The following is an 18,287-nucleotide window of genomic DNA, read 5'->3' as shown; positions in this document are numbered from 1 at the left end:
CGTGACCGGCGGCGCAGCGGGTGCGGCGACCGGCGAACTGGCGGCACAGCTGATTGCGAAAGAGCTGTATCCGGGGGTAAAACCGGAAAACCTGACAAATGAGCAAAAGGCGAATGTGAGCGCCTTGAGCACGCTGGCCGCCGGGTTGGCAGGCGGCGTAGCCGGGGATTCGTCGTTTGCCGCAGGGACAGGTGCGGTTGCCGGGAAGACGGCGGTGGAGAATAACTTCCTCAGCGTGGAAGAAAAGACGAAGCTGGAGCTGGCGAAGCAAAAACTCCAGAACATTAAAGATCCGGTGGAGCGTGAGCAGGCACAGCAACAGATAAACGACCTGCGTGAGAAAGATATCGCCAGCGACAAAAAGGTTATTGATGCGTGCAGTAATGGCAAGGCCGGAAGTGCGGGGTGTGCCAGTGCAAGACTTGAAGTTATAGCGGCTAAGGGCGAGTACGAAACCGGCCAATATAACAATAAAATCAGTGATATGTACGCGGACTCGTACGGGAAAATAGTTAATCTATTGAATATCACGAGCGTTGATGCGCAGAATCAGCAACAGGTAAAGGATGCGCTGACGCAATATGCAATGGATGTTCTGGGGGTAGACCGTAAAACTGCGGAAGGTTACGCCGAAACGAAGCAGGGAATGGATATCATTATTGCTTCGGTAACGCCGATAATGGGTGGCGCGGCAGCAAGTAAACTAGGAAATATAAGTACAGAAGCCAATGTAAAAGCGTCGTTGCTGAAGGAAATGTCTTCTCAGGGGATAAAATACACACCTGAAAATATTGTACAAGTTGCAAAAAATTCTGATGGGAAAATCATTTTCCTCGAATCCGGTAATGGCAAAGCCGGTTTGCAGCACATCATCGACGAACATGCAAAAGACTTTGCGAATATCGGTGTATCTGAAGCACAAATTCCTAACGTTGTGATGAAAGCTGTCTCAGAAGGGAATATTGTTGGGTATCAAGGGAAAGGTACAGGGCGTCCTATATATGAAACTGTCATAAATGGTGAAGTTCACCGCCTCGCAATTACTGTGTCTAGCAATGGTTTTATGGTAGGTGCTAATCCTACCGGGAGAGTAAAATGAAAATAATAAAGTTAATGGCAGATTATTACTCCTTTCCGCTGTGGAATAACTCTCCAGGAGAGGTTGGTAATATTGATCCGGAAAGTTTACCTCTTTCAGATGAATTAAAGGAGAGGCTTAATAACTGGTCGGAAAAATATGACTCAATATTAAATGATGAAGATCCAGCGTCGTCAGATTTTGCGACAAAGGAAGATCAACTAACTTTTATCCATGAAGGTGGTGAACTCGCTAAATGTCTTCAGGTCGAATTAGGGGATGCCTACCAGATTACATATTACTCTGATTATTAATCGATTAATCCCGGCCCCTGAGCTGGGATTTTTGTATCCGTCAGTCAGCCGTGTCGGACGGCACTATCGTTGTGCGTGACACCGCGGCTCAGCAGCAAAATATCAAAGACCTCAGCCGCGACACGGAACATGCCAACGACAGCATCAGCCCGATATTTGATAAGGAAAAAGAGCAGAACCGTTTAAAACAGGCTCAGCTCATCGGGGAAATTGGCGGACAGGTGATGGATATTGCGCGAACGCAGGGCGATATCAACGGGCTGGAAAAGGCTCATGCCGACAACCCTGGGATCAAAAAACCGGGGCCGGAAGCTACGGAGAAAGAGCGTGATGCTTATGTTACTGCACTGAAAAATACCGACAGCTACAAAACTGAAATGGCGAAATACGGTACGGGCAGTGCTATTCAGCAGGGATTACAGGCTGCCACGGCGGTAATGCAGGGGCTGGCCGGTGGGGATTTAGCCAAGGCTATTGCAGGCGGGAGTGCACCGTATCTGGCGGAAGTTATCAAGGAGATTGCACCGGATGAAGCCAGTCGGGTAATGGCCCATGCTGTCGTAGCTGGCGCACTGGCCTCAATACAAGGTAACTCTGCCGCTGCGGGGGCAGTGGGTGCTGCGACTATGGCATTAATGGGCGAAGCGATAAAAACTGCGTTGTATGGTGATACTCCAGTAAGCCAATTAAGTGAAAGCCAGAAACAAACGTTGGTTGCGCTGGGAACCGCAGCGGCAGGGTTGGCTGGCGGGTTGGCAGGCGACAACTCGGCTAATGCGATGGTGGGGGCGCAGGCTGGCCAGAATGAAATCAGTAATAACATGGTCGGTATCGGGTTAGTTCAGCAGATGCTAGCGTATGAAACCCTGAGCTCTGCGGCGATAGCCGAAAGCGGTAAAGGTAATGCGAATGATCAGGCTGCGCTAACGAAAGCCGTGAAACAGGGGCTGGGTGCGAACTGTCTGGCGAATGATGTCTGTGTAATAATGGCGATAGTTGCGGCGCAGAACCAGCAACACACAGACGGTGCAGGAAGCAAAACTCAAACCGTGCCGGTGAATGATGATCTGACGGGAGGGAACCTGTTTAATCCGGTTCCGGACGAGAACAAAGGGACTTCACTGATTACGCCGGATCTGTCTGGTGATAATAAAGGCATGATTACTATTTCACCGGAAAGCCAGCCCGGTAAGAACGATGGTATTTATATTAATCCTAGACCTGCGCTAGCAGATAAGAATGACTCGAACTATATATCAGAGTCACAGGATGGGATTAATGCGGGTAATTTTTTAGATGGTACAACATATACCGATAAAGTACGCCAACAAGCATCTTCGGGAGATTATCATTCTTTCCCTGAATCAGTCGAGGGATATGCTGGACAAGGTACGGTATCCGAGATCACTGGTGGTGATGGTGTCAAGCGTTGGAAGCTCGAAATACCTGGTACTTACAGAGGAAGTGAAGGTGTTTTCGAATATATACGAAATCCAGATGGGACGATTAATCATCGACTTTTTGTTCAGGATAAAAAATAAAGAGGGCTATAAGTTATGATTGGAAAAATTTTAGAGTTATATGCCCGTTGCGGACATAGCTTACTTGAAAATGGTTTAAATGAGGCAGTGTTGCCTATATCTTCATCAAATGATGCTCTTGATATTTTTAAAGAAAATGGCTGGTTAGTTTTAGGTGGTGATGTTTATCAGCGTGGAAGTGATGGGGGTATGAATAACTTTTATGCAGATTGGTTCAGCTCCTCATCTGATCCAATTGAAGCTACTGAATATGCAAAAGAGCATATTAATGGCTTGAAAGGCGATAATTTATTTATCTCTTTTACTATAAAATCATAATACTAAACTCCGGACAATCTGGTCGAGGTAGTGACCGGGTAGCTGCGATATCAACCTTGTCAGCGGGTCTTGCTGGCGTGATTACCGGTGACAGCAGTGCCAATGCGCTAGAAGGTGCACAGGCTGGTAAGAATGCGCTTGAGAATAATGCGCTGAGTCTGCCGGACAACAAAGCGCGTGCTCATGAGATAACTCAGTGCCAGAGCGATTCTGCCTGTGAAGATGCTGGAGAACTCGCCGGGAAACGTTGCTGCTGAGCAGAAATACGGCATCGGCAGCCCGTTCTGGACGGCGGGCACGGCGATATCAGGCGCGCTGGCAGGCTTAACCGGTGGTGACATGAGTCAGGCACTGGCGGGCGGGCTGGCACCTTATTTGTCCCTGGCGGTGAAGGCGGCGACCACAGACGCCAAAGGCAACGTTAATCAGGCTGAGAATATTACGGGGCACGCCCTTGCCGGCGCGGTAGTTGCCTATCTGCAGGGCGGCTCCGTGACCGGCGGCGCAGCGGGTGCGGCGACCGGCGAACTGGCGGCGCAGCTGATTGCGAAAGAGCTGTATCCGGGGGTAAAACCGGAAAACCTGACGAATGAGCAAAAGGCGAATGTGAGTGCCTTAAGCACGCTGGCCGCAGGACTGGCGGGCGGCGTGGCGGGGAATTCATCTGTTGCAGCAGGGACTGGGGGGATTGCAGGGAAGACGGCGGTGGAGAATAACTATTTAAGTGCAAATCAGGCGCTCACTTTCGATAAAGAAATGCAGAGTTGCAAAGCTTCCGGTGGTGACTGTACGGCAGTGATTGATAAGTGGAAGAAAGTCAGTGATGAGCAAAGCAATAATCTCGATGATACATTAGCTAACAATCCTGCAGGGGCAGTCGCGTGGGATAAGGAAGTTGCCGAAGGTGGTACAGAAATGGCGAAGCGCCCGGGCTGGTTGAGCAGCGCTGGTGTTGATGTGATGACCAATGAAGAAGCCAAAGCCTATGTTCAGCAGTGGAATGGACAGGATCTTGCAAAAATCGATGCTAATACGCCAGGCTGGATACAATTTTCTGCATTTGTGTCTGATCCGGAAAATCAGGCTATGCTTGCTTCCGGTGGGCTGTTGGTCAAAGATTTAACCAAAGTTGCAATTTCATTTATGAGCCGTAATACGGCGACGGCGACGGTTAAAGCTTCCGAAATAGGCATGCAATGGGGAGAGGGTAATATAAAACAAGGTATGCCGTGGGAGGATTATGTGGGAACTACGCTGTCTGGTACGGCGGATCGTTTGCCTGTAGGATTTAAAACATTCGATTATTATGATGCTTCTTCCAAAGCAGCTTACAGTGTAAAATCATTGGACACGCAGACCATGTCCCGGCTTAATCGACCAAACCAGCTCTACAGCTCGGTTAAGAAAAATATTGATGATGCTGCTGGATTTAAAGAAGCATCTCGTTCTGGAGTGGAATTAAATAATTCTATGATCTCAACTAGAGAAATCAAACTAGCTATTCCAGATAAGACGAGTTCTGACCAATGGACACAAATAAACCGTGCTATTGTATATGGAGAAAGTCTAGGCATTAAAGTGACTGTGACACAGGTGAAATAATGAAATTTAATCTAAATCAGGACTATTGGGCTAATGTATTTATTACAAATGCCTTTTTGTGTATCGACACCTATTCCGGACTAGGCATGATCGGAAGAGATCCTTTGTATCCATCCCATCTACTCTCTCCCGATGCTGAAGAGGGACTTATTGGTGAGACAATATTACAGGCATTATCAGATAGTAGAAGTTTGACTGATCGCGAAGAGCGTGCAGCATTTTTTGACCCAGAGAAGGGTAAAGAAAAATATAGAATATGGATAGCAATGCTGATGGATAAATATGACTATAAAACTAAAAGTGCATTATTCAAAAACATGCGGAAATGTGGTGTCCATTTGGTCAATAATACAATAACTATTCGCCCTTCATTCCATGAAAAATTGGAAGCTTGGAGTGGTGATAGGTTCAATGAAACCGATTATGTTGTGCTTTGTGCCGATAGCACTACGTTTGAAATAGGCGCAGGTCTGCGGTTAGCCCTCAGTCGCTGCAAAGGTTAATCTAATAAAAAGCCCCCGCCCTTTTGGGCGGGGTTTTATGTTATACGTCAGCTAATTACTCTTCAGTCGCCAGCTGGATGATCAGCTGTCCCGGCTGCGTGATAACCTCTAGCTTCAGCCCGGTGGTAATTGCAATCCTATGCAGATAAGCTTGGTGGTTTAGGAGTAAAAACTGCGTGCGGTAATACCTTAGGTCGTTGTGCCGAATTTAGGGCTGCTAATGAATTACTTCTGAGCAATCCCAACTTAAAAATTAAAGATATTCAGTTCACTCCGGCTCTTCGCCCGAGAACAGGTGAGGTTGTTCCTCGTTGTGAAAACTGTACCAATATGTTTGGAGCAGAATAATGGAAATGGATGAAGAGTTTCTTGAGTCCAATGATTTAGATTGGTTTTCCGCTTATCAGGATGGTTATATTGCTCATTTTGCAACTGGTGGGAAAGGTATAGTTCCTGAATCGGTGAAGAGTTCGACAGAAAATTATGAAGCAATTTATGATTACTTTCATTCTTTTGATAAAGTATCAGAGATTGAGATTGTTGGAGGCAACTTACCCAGTTTTTCCAATGAGGATCAACGCAATAGGTATTTAAAATCGTTTATTGATATGGCTGAGCGAGGGCTTTTTAGTCATGATGCTAAAGATGATGGTAATTATAAGTTGATCGCAAAGCCGAAGATAGGAATCAGCTATAAGGGTATACCTGAAAAAATAAAAGTTATCCTTCATACATTACCAGCCAGCGTTTTATCCTTAGATACACAAATAACTGTGGTTGAATAGTAAATAACCCGGCCATTCGTGAGCCGGGGTATTTTACCTGTTATTTAGCAGCCACAGGCTGGATCACCAGAAGCCCTGGTTCCACGGTCACGGTAATGTAACCACGGCTGAGGGGTTTGAAGGCCAATGCAGATGGCGAACTGGCTGTTGGTGAACTTGGTGAGGCGATGGGCTGGGGACCGAATAGCCCCGAAAAAGCCGCGATCCACGGTGTGATAGGTGCAATCCAGGCGAGTTTCGGCGGCGGCAATGCGCTGGCTGGCGGGTTGGCCGGGATGAGCAGCGAAGCGTTTAGTCAGATGGTCGATACTTATCTGAGTAACAACACACAACTGGACCGCAATGAAAGAGGGGCTATCACCCAGTGGGCCGCCACGTTAAGTGGTAGTGCAATTGGCGGAATTATTGGCGGAACGACCGGTGCACAGTCCGGCGCAGCCGTCTCACTGGCTGCTGAACGCTATAACCGCCAGTTACACCCGGATGAAGTAGCCCGCATCCAGCAACTGTCCGGGGGGGATAAAGATAAAGAAGCGCGTCTGAAAGCGGCGGCCTGTGCGCTGGTGAAATGTTCCGCTGAGTTTGCGGAAGGTTCTGCGGATTATGTGAAAGCGCAGGCGCTGGAGCAGTTAGGTAACAGTGATGCTTATGCCAGTGAGCGTACGCTACTCGCATCACAGAGCGGCAACCAACTGATCTATGCAATGGGTAGCTATGCCAGCGCCAGTTTGCCGATGTTCGGGTATTCGGTTAGTGATCAAACCGGGGATGCGCTATCCCACTACGGTGTGGGGACGCGTTTAGGTGGTTTGGCGCAAACCACCGGAGGAGAGCTGCAGGCGCTGGGCGGCATAGCAATGTGCACGACCGGCGTGGCTTGTCTGGCTGGCAGCTATCTGGCAGCATCAGGTATAGATACGGCTAATGCGGGTGCTAACAGTTTCCTGTCAGGCATCAGTCAGAAAACCAGTGGCGCGTATTTGCTTGAAGGGTTGGGCGTTTCTCCGGAGTACTCGGAAGGGATTTACGGCCTGACTCAAATTGGTGCATCGGGGTTAGACGCTCGAACCGGTGTACTATCGGGCACGACAAAAGTAGATGCTGGAAATTTAATTGATGGGGCTGGAACAGGAGATGTATACCAAGCTAAAATTAAGATAGGATATAATCCTGAGGGATCATATATTAATCAAACATCTCATTTTTCTGGGGGGAGTAATTTATGTGGTCCAACGAGCTGTGCTATGATTATCAGTGATAATAATGGAAATGTGGTCGATTTAGATTCGGTTGTTAAACAGTTCAATAATATCAGACCTACAGGAGTTAATGCTAACGAAATAGGTGCTGTATTATCTAAAAATGGAATTGAAAACACAGCAACAACAAGTTTAACTCCTAATCAATTGAAAGAGTTAGGTTCAAATAATATACCATCGATAGTGGCAATAACTGCTGGCGGTCAAGGGCATTTCATTGTAGTTGATTCTTACAAGCAGATTGACGGAGTTGGGTACTATATGATAAGAGATCCTTATAATGGTTCTGCTGGTATTAGAGCCGATTTTTTATATAGTAAGATGACTGGTAATGGGGTGACACTAAAATGATGAGTATAAATCAGCTAATAAAATCATCCATACAGAATGAGCTGATATCTTTATCTGCTTGGTTAGTAAGTATAGGTGAGGATTTTTATTTAATTGATTATGATGAAAATAGTGAGTACTTAAAGTCTCCTAGGTTGTTAATTGAAAATAAAGGTCTATTAGATATTTTTAAAAGTGATGGGAGGATATTATTTAATGGCGGGGGGCCTCTGCTATTTCATCCGGTAAAAGTTAAGGGGTATATATTGACTGAGCCATTAAGTAAGGATAACGTGCTGTATTTAAAGGAGATCTTTATTAAGAGTGAAAATAACTGGGTGCAAGTTCATCTCGATATGTCAAATAGGAATCTTTTAGATTGGAATGATGTTTTTTAAAAACGATTCTTTGTTATAGACTGTCATTCAGAAATCATTGGTGCGTGGTGACTTGAAGATTTAGGTGTTTCACCTGCTTACTCAGCGGGAATTTATGGTCTAGCGCAGGTGGGAGTTGCGGGGATTGGCGGAGTAGGAAAAGCGACGTCAGTTACTGCCGATGTGGGTGCAAAAGGCGCTGGCAGTGTCACATTCCATGCGGCTGATGATATTCGGTTCTCGCAAAATAGCTTTTCATTCAATAAAAATGACGGAGAAACGGGTGAAAATTACACATACGGCGATTTGCTACTAAATAATGAAGCCTTTTTTGTACGACCTTCCAATTTTACCCAATAGTTTTGAATTCCCTGTTGGTTATTTAGATGTGGTTTTAGCTGATGAGTTTTTAGATATAAAGCCTTGGCGGCTTCTATCGAAAGATATGGCGACCTCTCTTTTTTATTACAGCTCGATGCTTTTGAAGTTTTCAGGGGCTGCCGTGGTTCCCTTTGCAATTATTCAAGATGAGTCAGGGCTGTATAATGATGGCTGGGTTGTTCTTGCTTGTTTTGATGGGGGAGGCAAGGAAGGCACTACGGGTGTCCGGATTTATGATTATTCAAAACCGAAGTTAAGTCCTTGGGATAATTTGTCTTATTCTGGTTTCTCTGAATGGTTCAGTGCTGCCAAAGAAGAGTCTTCCCGCTATAAAGCCGAGCAAGTCGAAGACAAAGACAAAGGCTATTCCTGATATATGAAAAAATTGGGGACATGGTTCGTTAACCATACGCCATTCTCAGCCTGAAAAAAGTTGAATCCCTGTTGGTGCATCCGCAGGGCTTCAACTTTTAGCACCGCAGGCTTTCCATATCGCTGTCCGACAGCTACGGCTGTGGTTATGTCTTGCGATAAATGCACATGATGACGTGAACCTGCAATCAATCCTTGCTGAAGAATAGATTCAAGAAAGCGTGTTGCAGTGCCATGATAGAGGAGTTCTGGCGGTTTTTTCTCTATATGTTGAAGGTTCACGTCTGGTGTTGAATGTCCCTGAACTGCACGAATACACTGGCCGTCTTCGGAGAGAGTAAAACGTTGCTTATCACTGCTATTTACTACTGTCTGAATTATTGTCTGATCAAGTACGCGGCCTTCTTTCGCCGCGCCGATAATCAAAGAATTGATGTCTGCCCAGCCTTCTATATCAAGTTGCAATCCGATGGTGTCAGGTTTATGACGTAAAATATAACTTAGAAATTTACTTGTTTCGTTGAGTGTCTTGCTGTCCATGATTGCCCTAATTATGTTTGCCATGGGTGCGATGCCTGAGATATTAGCACACCCAAAACACATCTCTGCCACGTTTGTAATGCGCACTAAATAGACGTCCGGAGATGGTTATCGAATCAATTTCGACGGTTGATTCAGCGAAAGTGAAAACCATTACTACGGTGATAGTGAAATGAGTTCTGTTACGAAAGCCTTTGTTTCCGAAGGCGCTTTATCGGAAATAGTAGTAAAAGTCCTAGATGATAGTGTGATTGAACTTCTTGAAGAGTTAGGATTCGTCGCTGTGTCCGGCAAGGAACAAAAAACACTATCATTAATGGCTCCCGATCAAGTCATTAAGGCAAAGCTATTCGAAAAATTACGAGATGCAGGGATTTTTTTTCGGCTGGACCAGATTGGTGTCCCGCCGACGTGTTTGAGTTATTAAGGGATCAAAAAATGCTGGCTGGGGTTTATCGAAAAATAATTTGGTGTGGACCTGAAAAGCCAAAAATAATCGAAAACTGTTAGCAATAGAATATTTAAAAATTCAGTTTGTGCAAGGCGCAGTTCTGAACCGGAAACCAACATCCCAATTTCTGTGAGTGATAGCAGGTCTACCGATATCGAATAGAAGATGATCCATTTGTTATTTCCGATGGCCGTTCGAACCCTCTGTCAAATTGTAAAATAGAGTTTTCTTGATCATTACTAATCCTCAACACCGGCCTTGCGCCGGTACTGTTTTATCTGCGGTAGCCTTTCTTATTTGCTGTTAGCTTGGTTGTTACTGCTGGTTCCCATAATTCTGCGATGCCTGACAATCTGTCGTTAAGCAGCGGGCGTGACACCGTACTCTCCAGAGCGCAGGCGCTGGGCGATAAAATCACGGCAAATATCGGGCGTGATTTGACACTCATCAGTCAGCAGGATACCGACGACTACCAGAGTAAACAGCAGAGCATCAGCGGTGGATTCAGCTTCACCTTTGGGTCGATGACCGGCTCCGCTTCCCTGAGTATGAGCAAGTCTAAAACCCAAAGTGAATACGCCAGCGTGGGCGACCAGAGCGGGCTGTTTGCCGGTAATCAGGGCTATGACATCTACGTCGGTGACCATACGCAACTGAACGGTGCCGCGATTGCCTCGACCGCTGATGCGGCCAATAACAGCCTGAATACCGAGACGTTGGGCTGGGACGATATCCAGAACAAGGCGAGCTACAGTGCCAGCAGCGTTGGGGTCAGCGCCGGTTTCTCGAATGATAATGCTAAAGCGAAGAATGTCGGCGGCGTTCTGCCTGTGATGACCAACGCTAGCGGCAGCGCATCGGGTACTACCCGCTCTGCGGTTGCCGCTGGCAGTATTACGGTGCGTGATACCGGCCAGCAAACACAGGAAGTGAGTACGCTGAGCCGTGATACGGAGAACGCCAACGGGCATATCGACAAGATTTTTGACAAACAAAAAATAGAAGAAAATCAGGCAGTCGCTCAGGCCATCAGCGAGATTGGCGCGCAGACGATGCAGAACATGGTGCTGCAGGCGCAGGTCAACGCCAAAAGTGATGCGCTTGCACGTTTGTCGGGTACCGATGCGTATAGTCATGCTTCGGAGGCAGACCAGCAGAAGATGCTGGAGAACTCACCGGAATATATCGCTGCAGAGCAAAAATACGGTATTGGCAGCCCGTTCTGGACGGCGGGCACGGCTATCTCCGGCGCGCTGGCCGGCTCACGGCGGGCAGTGACCTGCAACTGGTGGCGCTGAACGACGTTAACATCACCGGCAATGCGCTCAGCACCAGCAAAACCACGGCGAAAAGCAGTACACAGACCACCGACAGCCAGGCCAGCACGGTCAGCGCGGGCGGTAATTTATCGGCCAGCGCGGGACACGACCTGACCGTGGCGGGCAGCTCCGTTGTCGCCTATGAAGTGGCTGTTATTGGCGGCAAGCCTACAGCTATTGAGGCCAAGTTTGTCGACGACTGGGCTAGCTCTATTCGGAATCCAGAAAGCATGTCTGGCTCGAAGCCATGGGCAGTAGCTGAACAGACGAAAATGGTAGATCAGGCGAAGAAATACTCTTCTGGTTTTGATGGTGGTGCCATTTATCATACGAACAGTCCGGAACTAGCTACTTACTATTCGAAGGTATTTACTAATGCGGGTGTCACAAACTTTAAGTTTGTAATCACTCCAGTAATAAAGTGAGGTGTAAAATGACTAGTGAACGAGAGGCTTTAGAAAAAATTCTGGGCGGAAAAATTGAGCAATCGGACTCTCGAAGTGTACCTGGTGTTACGGTTGTTGATGGGCAGCAAGTTGTTTATTTTTCGGATGATGGGAAAAACAAATTCCGAAAACAATTTAATAACGTAACGTGCTTTTCTGAACCTCCGAATGCCGTTCGAGGTGGGGTAAATGATCGAGGATGCAAAGTCACCCCGCCCTCGGGTCCTCTTTTTCACGCGATTTCCTATCATGGTGATCTTAACGGTTGGAAAAAAGATATTGAGATAGGTGCAAATGGCCTTGCTCTATTACTCGCTCAAATCGAAGGTGAACAATTTGTTATTTCTGATGGGCGCTCGTTCCCTCTATCAGATTGTAAAATAGAGTTTTCTTGATGGTTAGGCCCCTCAATCGATTTTTTGCCATGTCTCCTGACCAAGGTTTTTAGGGCTAATCAGCCTTATGTGAAGGGGAATGGTTTCGGAGGCGCTAAAAAATCAACCAATTGCCTATTTTCTGACTCGGAATCCGGATTTGAGGCGCACAGTTCCTGAGTTTGTCCCCGCAACCATTCTTTTGCATCACAGATGCAGCCTGTCTGACGGCAATTTTGTTGCCCACGTATCCCCGCTAGGGCGCCGAAAAACGTAGTCGTTCACCACAAAGAATGGCAGATACGGATTAAAGAATAGTATACAACTTAATGAATATTAACGAAAATACCCTTATTTATCATATTTATTAAGGTTCTACCTTAACCAAGATTTTGAGGTGCTGTTTGGTAATGCGAATGAAACATTGGCAGCTTATAAGGCTACTGAGACTGCGGAAGAGCGGCAGCCGATGAAAGCAGAGATAGATTATTTGCTGGCACTTTCTCTATCAGAAGATGAATTACAGGACATACTGCTTAACAAAATTGATTGTAACTATTATTACCCATAACGAATGGCGTTCTTCGGAAAAATGGCTGAAACACATATATAAACAAATGAACTGAAAAGATCCCGGCCAAGTTGCCGGGATCTTTTTATCAATTACTCAGCAGGCCTGATCACCAGTTGCACCTGCTCCATAGCGACGATAACACGCGTATCAGTCGCAAACCCTGCCTCTTTTAACCATTCACCCTTCAGATGCAGTCTGTCAGTGCGGCTGTAATGCGTGTTCATTTTAGTGACGCGTTGCTCATGAAGAACGCTGGCATAACGTACCCTTACGCAACTCAACGGCGCTGTGATTGCCTCGATCGAAACAGTCTCAATATCGGCACGCTGGGCTGGACGGATAACGCCACGCTTTATTTTCTTAAATTGCATAGATGCGCCTCTTGCCGCGCCCGGCGGTAGTCATTGGGCGGTTTTGACGGGATACTTACAGGTGCACCTCGTGCCCTGGATGACCCTGAGAATGCTGTTCAAGAAATAGTTCCGCCGGGGTTGGGCATTGGTGTTGGGATTGGAGTTGGAAGGGGTGCAAAAGGCATTGATAACATTTTTGAAGCCGGTCGCACGCCAAAAGCAAGTGAGTTAAAAGAGTACGCGGAGGCTCAAGGCTGGAAGCCCTCTCAGACAGATGGTGGCCCCCTCAAATACGTTGACGAGAATGGCATTCCTCGTGTGACAATCAAACAAGGGAGCTCGCGCGCGCCAGGCAGTTCTGATCCACATGTTGAGTTCAAGGATGCCACAGGCCAAAGAACCGATGCCTTTGGTAATCCGGTAACTAGGAAAAGCCCAGACAATCACACCTCAATTGACTTCGACCTGTGAGAACCGACATGAACTATTCTGAAATTTTATCGCTCTCAAATTTTTATCTCGAAGACAGCTACGTTTTGTCAATTGATGAGTTGGCAAGATCACTGATTTTTGAACTGGAGGCTGTTCTTACTAAGAATCACCCACAATATGAAGAACCAAAAAACGGAGAGCAGTATTGCTATCGCAAGGTTTTGTTGCGTTTTTTTAGCGCGGACTCTATCGAATGGCTTGATAGGAGCTTCATAGGGTTTATAGATAGTACAGGTGATTTGGACTATGGAAATATAGACAGTTTTGTTAGCGATGATGGTGCTTATATTCTATCTGGCGATTGGGGGCGAGTCATAATTCGGGGCGGAGAGGTAGAAGCGGTTATCACTGATTAGTTGGTACAAAAGCAACTGGCGGTGCGGTAGACCGTGCTACTACCGGGATTGAGTGGGGGCAACGGTATTCAAGGCCAAGGAATGCCTTGGGAGGATTATCTTAGGACTCAACTACCAGCAGGCTCTCGACTACCGCCGAACTTCAAGACATTTTATTTTTTTGACCAGACCACTGGTATAGCGACCAGCGCCAAAACACTTGATACGACGACTGCTGCCAAACTTGCTAAACCGAGCCAAGTATATTCGTCGCTCAAAGGAAATATTGATGCTGTGGCTAAAGATACCGAGTTGCTGAATCGAGGAATGGTCAATGGTGTAACATGGAACCTTTTCACGAGCCCTGTCACAGGTCTTGTTGGCCCGACTCCGGCTCTGCTCAAGGCACTTTCCGACGCGGGTATTAAAGTAGAGGTGCATTCGTAAGTAACCCAGCTTTAGTTCCACACACTTTTTGAGATTTCCGGTTTCTCAGCCATCAGCCGGTATTCTTCCGGTGTCAGGTTATTAAGGGATTCATGGGGCCGCTCACTGTTATATTCATTCAGCCAGCGCTCCGTTATTTCCCGTGCTTCATTCAGTGTTCTGAACAGATAAAAATCCAGTATTTCGGTCCGGTATGTTCGGTTAAACCGTTCTATAAACGCATTCTGTGTTGGCTTACCCGGCTTGATAAATTCCAGCATCACGCCATGCTCTTCGGCCCATTGCGCCAGAGCCAGTGATATCAGTTCCGGTCCGTTATCCATCCGCATCTTCAGCGGATATCCACGGTTTGCCACTATCCTCTCCAGCACCCGCACGACCCGCTGCGCCGGGATATTCAGGTCAATTTCTATCGCCAAAGCCTCACGGTTAACATCATCAACGACATTGAAAGTCCGAAAACGTCGGCCACATGTCAGCGCGTCGTGCATAAAATCAATCGACCAACTTTGGTTGAGTGCTTCCGGCGTTGCCAGCGGAGCCGGATTGCGCACCGGCAAGCGTTGCTTACCCTTACGACGAAAATTCAGTTTCAACAGACAGTAAATCCGGTGTATGCGCTTGTGGTTCCAGACGTGCCCCTGCCTGCGAAGCACCTGAAAAAGCTTCTTAAATCCGTAGCGGGGATAGCGTTCAGCCGCCTCGGTCAGCCTCTGGATCACCGCTTCATCACGTCGTGTATTCGGTTGATAACGAAACACCGTCCTGCTCAGCGATAACGTCCTGCATGCCTGGCGTATGCTCATCGTAAACTGCGTCGTTAGATAGCTAACGAGCTCACGCTTTATCGCTGGTTTTAAAGCTTTTTTCGATGATGTCTTTCAGCGCCCGACCTTCCAGACTCAGATCGGCAAACATCTGCTTCAGACGACGATTCTCGTCCTCAAGATCTTTGATTTTTCTGATATCAGCGGCTTCCATCCCGCCATATTTTGCTTTCCAGTTGTAGTAGCTGGCTTCGGAAATAGCGGCTTCGCGACAGACATTTTTAACGGTCCTGCCAGCCTCGACTGATTTCAGGACGGCGATGATCTGGTGCTCGGTGAATCGGATCTTACGCATAGCGATCTCCTCAGGGGACATAATCAGTATGTCGGAAGATCTCTAAAAGTGAATGGGCCGTTTTGGTGGGGTACTTACACTCCCTACGATACTTCAATACAGGTTCGAACATTTACCACGGCAAAAGATCTTGAATTCGTCAGGGTTTCGACTAAAGATAATCCAATTGGTAGTTGGCTAGTTCGCGCAGATGAAATTTCAGGAATTACACCAGAACAAATTCAGCAATACTTAGCATTGCCTAAAGTTCCAACACAGATGGCTGAAGTTATTGTGCCAGCAGGAACCAAAATGCAAGTTGGGAAAGTTGCACCTCAGCCGCAGTTTGGAGCATCAAGTTCTGGTGGGGTTCAGTATGAGCTTTTAGATCGTATATCAACGGCATCATTTGGTAAGCCAATACCTTTAAAATGAGATTATTGAAATGACTGACCATATTTTGAACGAGTTAAGTGTAAAAGATGGAAATAAAGTAGTGTTATATGATCGGCTCGATATGGAAAGCATCTATGGCAGAGAGCAATGCGCCAGAAATGTTTACTTGATTGATGCGAGTGCTCAAGTAATTTGGCAGGTTTATAGTGAGTATGATTCTGAGGGGAATCCTTTCACAAACATCAGTGTAGATGATCTAGGTAATATTACGGCCTATCGTTGGGATGGCGGACTATATTTTATAAACGAAAATACTGGTTTTGCAAAACCTCAAAAACTAATTAAGTAGGTATGTTTCAAGTTATTTTCAGTCTCTGAGAGTATAATGGCGATTTCACGAGCCCGAACATTAATTTATGTAATTGCCTGATTTTGATATGTTCAATTTAACATCAAAAGCAGGTTACTTTAAAAGCCAATAGGAGCATTCTTCTAAACGGTTACTGTCGCTATTTTCAAGGTCGTGTTCGAAAAACCGACCTTCCGCATGCGTGATTCGAAAATGCAGGGGGGTTAAGCAGCCCTCGCAGTAACAACGCAGCGATGCTGGGAGAGGATATAACTCTGCTTTGACCCACCTGCCATCATGGATAACGCCACGCTTTATTTTCTTAAATTGCATAGATAAGCCTCTTGCCGCGCCCTGCTGTAGTCATAGGGCGGTTTTTCCGATGAATAAGAAGATTGCAATACGATTGGAAGTGTTAGGGCTCAGCCTGTAAGTGTTCATCCACCGCCGTTTCGGCAGTTTTCAATTCATCTTTTTTATTCTGCCAGGTGGTTTTATTCGCCTGGCATACGGTAAATGCCTGCTGTAATGGTGTGTCACTCATGGATTCATCCCCGGCTGGCTGGTGGACTGGTGCAGCCAGTTATCCGAAGACTGGGCAATGCAATAAGGGCATCGTCATGATTGCAGGCTATTCAAAACTCAAGAGTAAGGGTCAATGGCTTACGTTGGTCTGCTTACAGCTTTCCAGCCAGCCTGCCGTATCAATCTTGCCGTTTTCCAAATATTTATGCTGATTCTGCCAGTGTGCGGCCAGGAAAGGCTTGAGGCCTGTGAGTCGTTTGTTAAGTGTCAGCATTTGCTCAAACACGGAGACTTCACGTTTAAGTCCATCTTGCCCATACAGCGTCGCCGAATCGACCAGGCTGCTCGCGTAGTAGCCCGTTAGTTGCTGGAGTCTGTCAGATTGCTCGCCCAGCTTGGCTTTCCGGCTGGCGCAATTGACATCACTTGCGTCTTTGTCCTTACACAGCAGTTCGTAGTTATGATTTAAGAAATCGAGGAAACGGCCGTCATCTTGTAACTTGGTGCACAGGAAGGAGCCTAAATTCAAGCTGGCACGGATTGACTGATCGCGCTCTTCCTGCTGCTTCTGGTTGCTGGCACGGAGTTGATTTTCCAAATCTTTTAATTTTTGTTTCAGGACAGCATCATCGATATTAGATGCGAGACTGCTTAGCGCTTTGGCTGTGTCTTTTGCTTCATCAGTTTTCTTTTCGTTAGTTTGGTTTTCCGCACCTAAGGTTTCCCAGCTTTTTTCAAGTTGTTTAACTTTATCGGTTGAGGTGATGGTCGGCGCAACCAGCACCAGGCGCATGCCCGTCGTTTTACTGGTGAAAGGGGTCGCTTGGTTGTAATAGTTCTCTTCTTTACGCGCTGCGCTGCGGATTTCTGCAGAGCCAGAAAGGATGTTACCGCCACGAACAACGAAGCCCCCGGCCTGACCATGCAAGCGGTTTAACTTATTGAGATAAAAAGGGGTGAATATCATCTCTGAAACATTACCCAGCATGTCGTACAGGCCAAGAGGGTTAGGGTTCAACAGTCCAATAAGTTGTACTTTTCCATTGGAAGACTGAGCACCTGAAAACCATTCATAGTTCTTAATATCATCCATGGGATAATGCAGATCCCGGAACTCGGCGCTGTTAACTTTCAGGCCGCCACGCGCGGCAAACTCCCACTCTACCTCGGTTGGCAGGCGCAAAAAGCCAGCATTACCATCTTCTTTTGGCAGCTTATCCATAGCATTGGTGCGCAGCCACTGGTTGTATTTATCGGCGGCAGTCACCGCATCAAACCAGCTCATCTCAGTTACGGGTAAACTGAGCTTACGCGAAGGCGTGGGGCAGGTGCCTTCCGTTAATGCCTGATATTGCAAGGTGGTAAGTTCATATTTAGCCATAAGGTAATAACGGCCCTTACCTTTTTTTGCCTCAGTGAAGCTTCCTGCGATAAAAGCGGGATAGCTATGTTCGATGACACCCCAGTCTCCTCCATCCTGGCCCAGCGTAATGGGCATATCATCGAGAGGACCCGCCATGGGGATCTCGACCCGACGGAACGCCATCGAGCCTTCGCAGGGCATAGGTAAGACGATATCTTCGTCATCCGGCTTAGGATTCCAGGTATTCGCAGCCCAGGGTTCCGCCAGCGCAGAGGATGCATTGGCGAGCAGGCCGAGAGCTAACCAGTAGGGCAGTGTGGAAGGTGTTAAGGTCACAAACAATCTCCGCTAATCATCAGTTG

The 18,287-nt window shown here is 46.9% G+C and carries 27 protein-coding genes; 22 read left to right on the top strand and 5 right to left on the bottom strand.

What is annotated here, in order from left to right; translation table 11 throughout:
• The 12 genes from ED901_RS01245 to ED901_RS01195 form a co-directional block, all read left to right on the top strand.
• The coding region (locus ED901_RS01245) for a VENN motif pre-toxin domain-containing protein (protein ID WP_162997800.1) at nucleotides 1–1,099 on the top strand (1,099 nt) is incomplete at its 5' end.
• A complete protein-coding gene (locus tag ED901_RS01240; RefSeq protein ID WP_112151912.1) occupies nucleotides 1,096–1,392 on the top strand; it encodes a hypothetical protein in 297 nt (98 codons plus the stop codon). The genes ED901_RS01245 and ED901_RS01240, both read left to right, overlap by 4 nt.
• A 71-nt stretch (nucleotides 1,393–1,463) precedes the next feature.
• The gene (locus tag ED901_RS01235; RefSeq protein ID WP_162997799.1) at nucleotides 1,464–2,933 is read left to right on the top strand and encodes a VENN motif pre-toxin domain-containing protein; all 1,470 of its coding nucleotides are present in this window, start codon (nucleotides 1,464–1,466) and stop codon (nucleotides 2,931–2,933) included.
• A 15-nt stretch (nucleotides 2,934–2,948) separates the two neighbouring features.
• On the top strand, nucleotides 2,949–3,251 hold the full coding sequence (locus ED901_RS01230) for a hypothetical protein (protein ID WP_122094344.1): 303 nt from the start codon (nucleotides 2,949–2,951) through the stop codon (nucleotides 3,249–3,251).
• Nucleotides 3,224–3,508, top strand: coding sequence for a VENN motif pre-toxin domain-containing protein (locus ED901_RS25275; RefSeq protein ID WP_122094343.1), 285 nt, complete (start codon nucleotides 3,224–3,226; stop codon nucleotides 3,506–3,508). Before ED901_RS01230 ends, ED901_RS25275 begins: the two co-directional genes overlap by 28 nt.
• Nucleotides 3,474–4,853: a VENN motif pre-toxin domain-containing protein gene (locus ED901_RS01220; RefSeq protein WP_122094341.1), complete on the top strand. Its 1,380-nt coding sequence runs from the start codon at nucleotides 3,474–3,476 to the stop codon at nucleotides 4,851–4,853. The genes ED901_RS25275 and ED901_RS01220 overlap by 35 nt, the downstream gene beginning before the upstream one ends.
• Nucleotides 4,853–5,356 (top strand): contact-dependent growth inhibition system immunity protein, encoded by a 504-nt coding sequence (locus ED901_RS01215; RefSeq protein WP_122094339.1) that lies wholly within the window; start codon nucleotides 4,853–4,855, stop codon nucleotides 5,354–5,356. Before ED901_RS01220 ends, ED901_RS01215 begins: the two co-directional genes overlap by 1 nt.
• Nucleotides 5,357–5,485: 129 nt before the next feature.
• Nucleotides 5,486–5,704, top strand: coding sequence for a hypothetical protein (locus tag ED901_RS25010; protein ID WP_162997798.1), 219 nt, complete (start codon nucleotides 5,486–5,488; stop codon nucleotides 5,702–5,704).
• The gene (locus tag ED901_RS01210) at nucleotides 5,704–6,141 is read left to right on the top strand and encodes a hypothetical protein (RefSeq protein WP_122094337.1); all 438 of its coding nucleotides are present in this window, start codon (nucleotides 5,704–5,706) and stop codon (nucleotides 6,139–6,141) included. Before ED901_RS25010 ends, ED901_RS01210 begins: the two co-directional genes overlap by 1 nt.
• A 116-nt stretch (nucleotides 6,142–6,257) precedes the next feature.
• Nucleotides 6,258–7,751, top strand: coding sequence for a C39 family peptidase (locus tag ED901_RS01205; RefSeq protein ID WP_122094335.1), 1,494 nt, complete (start codon nucleotides 6,258–6,260; stop codon nucleotides 7,749–7,751).
• A complete protein-coding gene (locus tag ED901_RS01200) occupies nucleotides 7,748–8,128 on the top strand; it encodes a hypothetical protein (protein ID WP_122094333.1) in 381 nt (126 codons plus the stop codon). Before ED901_RS01205 ends, ED901_RS01200 begins: the two co-directional genes overlap by 4 nt.
• Nucleotides 8,129–8,438: 310 nt before the next feature.
• On the top strand, nucleotides 8,439–8,861 hold the full coding sequence (locus tag ED901_RS01195) for a hypothetical protein (protein ID WP_240993855.1): 423 nt from the start codon (nucleotides 8,439–8,441) through the stop codon (nucleotides 8,859–8,861).
• Here the strand turns inward: ED901_RS01195 and ED901_RS01190 are convergent.
• Nucleotides 8,852–9,424 carry an RNA 2'-phosphotransferase gene (locus tag ED901_RS01190; protein ID WP_371414271.1) on the bottom strand — a complete coding sequence of 191 codons (573 nt, stop codon included), beginning with the start codon at nucleotides 9,422–9,424 and terminating at the stop codon, nucleotides 8,852–8,854. The genes ED901_RS01195 and ED901_RS01190 overlap by 10 nt on opposite strands.
• Nucleotides 9,425–9,572: 148 nt before the next feature.
• On the opposite strand from ED901_RS01190, the gene ED901_RS01185 reads away from it, so the two are divergent.
• The 5 genes from ED901_RS01185 (at nucleotide 9,573) to ED901_RS25005 (ending at nucleotide 12,561) form a co-directional block, all read left to right on the top strand.
• On the top strand, nucleotides 9,573–9,827 hold the full coding sequence (locus tag ED901_RS01185) for a hypothetical protein (protein ID WP_122094329.1): 255 nt from the start codon (nucleotides 9,573–9,575) through the stop codon (nucleotides 9,825–9,827).
• A 365-nt stretch (nucleotides 9,828–10,192) separates the two neighbouring features.
• On the top strand, nucleotides 10,193–11,149 hold the full coding sequence (locus tag ED901_RS01180; protein ID WP_240993854.1) for a hemagglutinin repeat-containing protein: 957 nt from the start codon (nucleotides 10,193–10,195) through the stop codon (nucleotides 11,147–11,149).
• A complete protein-coding gene (locus tag ED901_RS01175) occupies nucleotides 11,140–11,595 on the top strand; it encodes a hemagglutinin repeat-containing protein (protein WP_162997797.1) in 456 nt (151 codons plus the stop codon). Before ED901_RS01180 ends, ED901_RS01175 begins: the two co-directional genes overlap by 10 nt.
• A gap of 8 nt (nucleotides 11,596–11,603) precedes the next feature.
• Nucleotides 11,604–12,011, top strand: coding sequence for a hypothetical protein (locus tag ED901_RS01170; protein WP_013575352.1), 408 nt, complete (start codon nucleotides 11,604–11,606; stop codon nucleotides 12,009–12,011).
• Between the two features lie 376 nt (nucleotides 12,012–12,387).
• Complete coding sequence (locus tag ED901_RS25005; RefSeq protein ID WP_162997796.1) at nucleotides 12,388–12,561, top strand: hypothetical protein; 174 nt, start codon at nucleotides 12,388–12,390, stop codon at nucleotides 12,559–12,561.
• A 92-nt stretch (nucleotides 12,562–12,653) separates the two neighbouring features.
• Here ED901_RS25005 and ED901_RS01165 read toward each other — a convergent pair whose 3' ends face one another.
• Nucleotides 12,654–12,935 carry a SymE family type I addiction module toxin gene (locus ED901_RS01165; protein ID WP_122094325.1) on the bottom strand — a complete coding sequence of 94 codons (282 nt, stop codon included), beginning with the start codon at nucleotides 12,933–12,935 and terminating at the stop codon, nucleotides 12,654–12,656.
• Nucleotides 12,936–12,968: 33 nt separating this feature from the next.
• On the opposite strand from ED901_RS01165, the gene ED901_RS01160 reads away from it, so the two are divergent.
• The 3 genes from ED901_RS01160 (at nucleotide 12,969) to ED901_RS25185 (ending at nucleotide 14,191) form a co-directional block, all read left to right on the top strand.
• The gene (locus tag ED901_RS01160) at nucleotides 12,969–13,388 is read left to right on the top strand and encodes a hypothetical protein (RefSeq protein ID WP_122094323.1); all 420 of its coding nucleotides are present in this window, start codon (nucleotides 12,969–12,971) and stop codon (nucleotides 13,386–13,388) included.
• Between the two features lie 8 nt (nucleotides 13,389–13,396).
• Nucleotides 13,397–13,765, top strand: coding sequence for a hypothetical protein (locus tag ED901_RS01155; RefSeq protein WP_122094321.1), 369 nt, complete (start codon nucleotides 13,397–13,399; stop codon nucleotides 13,763–13,765).
• Between the two features lie 81 nt (nucleotides 13,766–13,846).
• On the top strand, nucleotides 13,847–14,191 hold the full coding sequence (locus ED901_RS25185; RefSeq protein WP_205965058.1) for a hypothetical protein: 345 nt from the start codon (nucleotides 13,847–13,849) through the stop codon (nucleotides 14,189–14,191).
• Nucleotides 14,192–14,202: 11 nt separating this feature from the next.
• Here ED901_RS25185 and ED901_RS01145 read toward each other — a convergent pair.
• Nucleotides 14,203–15,313, bottom strand: a protein-coding gene (locus ED901_RS01145; protein ID WP_122094319.1) for an IS3 family transposase whose coding sequence is annotated in 2 segments (ribosomal slippage) — nucleotides 14,203–15,061 and nucleotides 15,060–15,313 — 1,113 coding nt in all. Because the reading frame shifts where the segments join, the coding sequence is not laid out codon by codon here.
• A 48-nt stretch (nucleotides 15,314–15,361) separates the two neighbouring features.
• On the opposite strand from ED901_RS01145, the gene ED901_RS25000 reads away from it, so the two are divergent.
• Nucleotides 15,362–15,727, top strand: coding sequence for a hypothetical protein (locus ED901_RS25000; protein WP_162997795.1), 366 nt, complete (start codon nucleotides 15,362–15,364; stop codon nucleotides 15,725–15,727).
• A gap of 10 nt (nucleotides 15,728–15,737) precedes the next feature.
• Nucleotides 15,738–16,037: a hypothetical protein gene (locus ED901_RS01140; RefSeq protein ID WP_122094317.1), complete on the top strand. Its 300-nt coding sequence runs from the start codon at nucleotides 15,738–15,740 to the stop codon at nucleotides 16,035–16,037.
• A gap of 415 nt (nucleotides 16,038–16,452) precedes the next feature.
• Here ED901_RS01140 and ED901_RS25270 read toward each other — a convergent pair whose 3' ends face one another.
• Both ED901_RS25270 and ED901_RS01135 read right to left on the bottom strand, forming a co-directional pair.
• Nucleotides 16,453–16,581, bottom strand: a complete 129-nt coding sequence (locus ED901_RS25270; protein WP_240993853.1) for a phage polarity suppression protein — start codon at nucleotides 16,579–16,581, stop codon at nucleotides 16,453–16,455.
• A gap of 111 nt (nucleotides 16,582–16,692) precedes the next feature.
• Nucleotides 16,693–18,261: an SUMF1/EgtB/PvdO family nonheme iron enzyme gene (locus ED901_RS01135; RefSeq protein ID WP_122094315.1), complete on the bottom strand. Its 1,569-nt coding sequence runs from the start codon at nucleotides 18,259–18,261 to the stop codon at nucleotides 16,693–16,695.
• Between the last annotated feature and the right edge of the window lie 26 nt (nucleotides 18,262–18,287).

This window comes from Rahnella sp. Larv3_ips, from assembly GCF_003697865.1.
Taxonomy (GTDB): Bacteria; Pseudomonadota; Gammaproteobacteria; order Enterobacterales; family Enterobacteriaceae; genus Rahnella; species Rahnella rivi.
The sequence above is the reverse complement of the archived record's forward strand: the minus strand, read 5'-3'. Positions and strand labels throughout refer to the sequence as shown.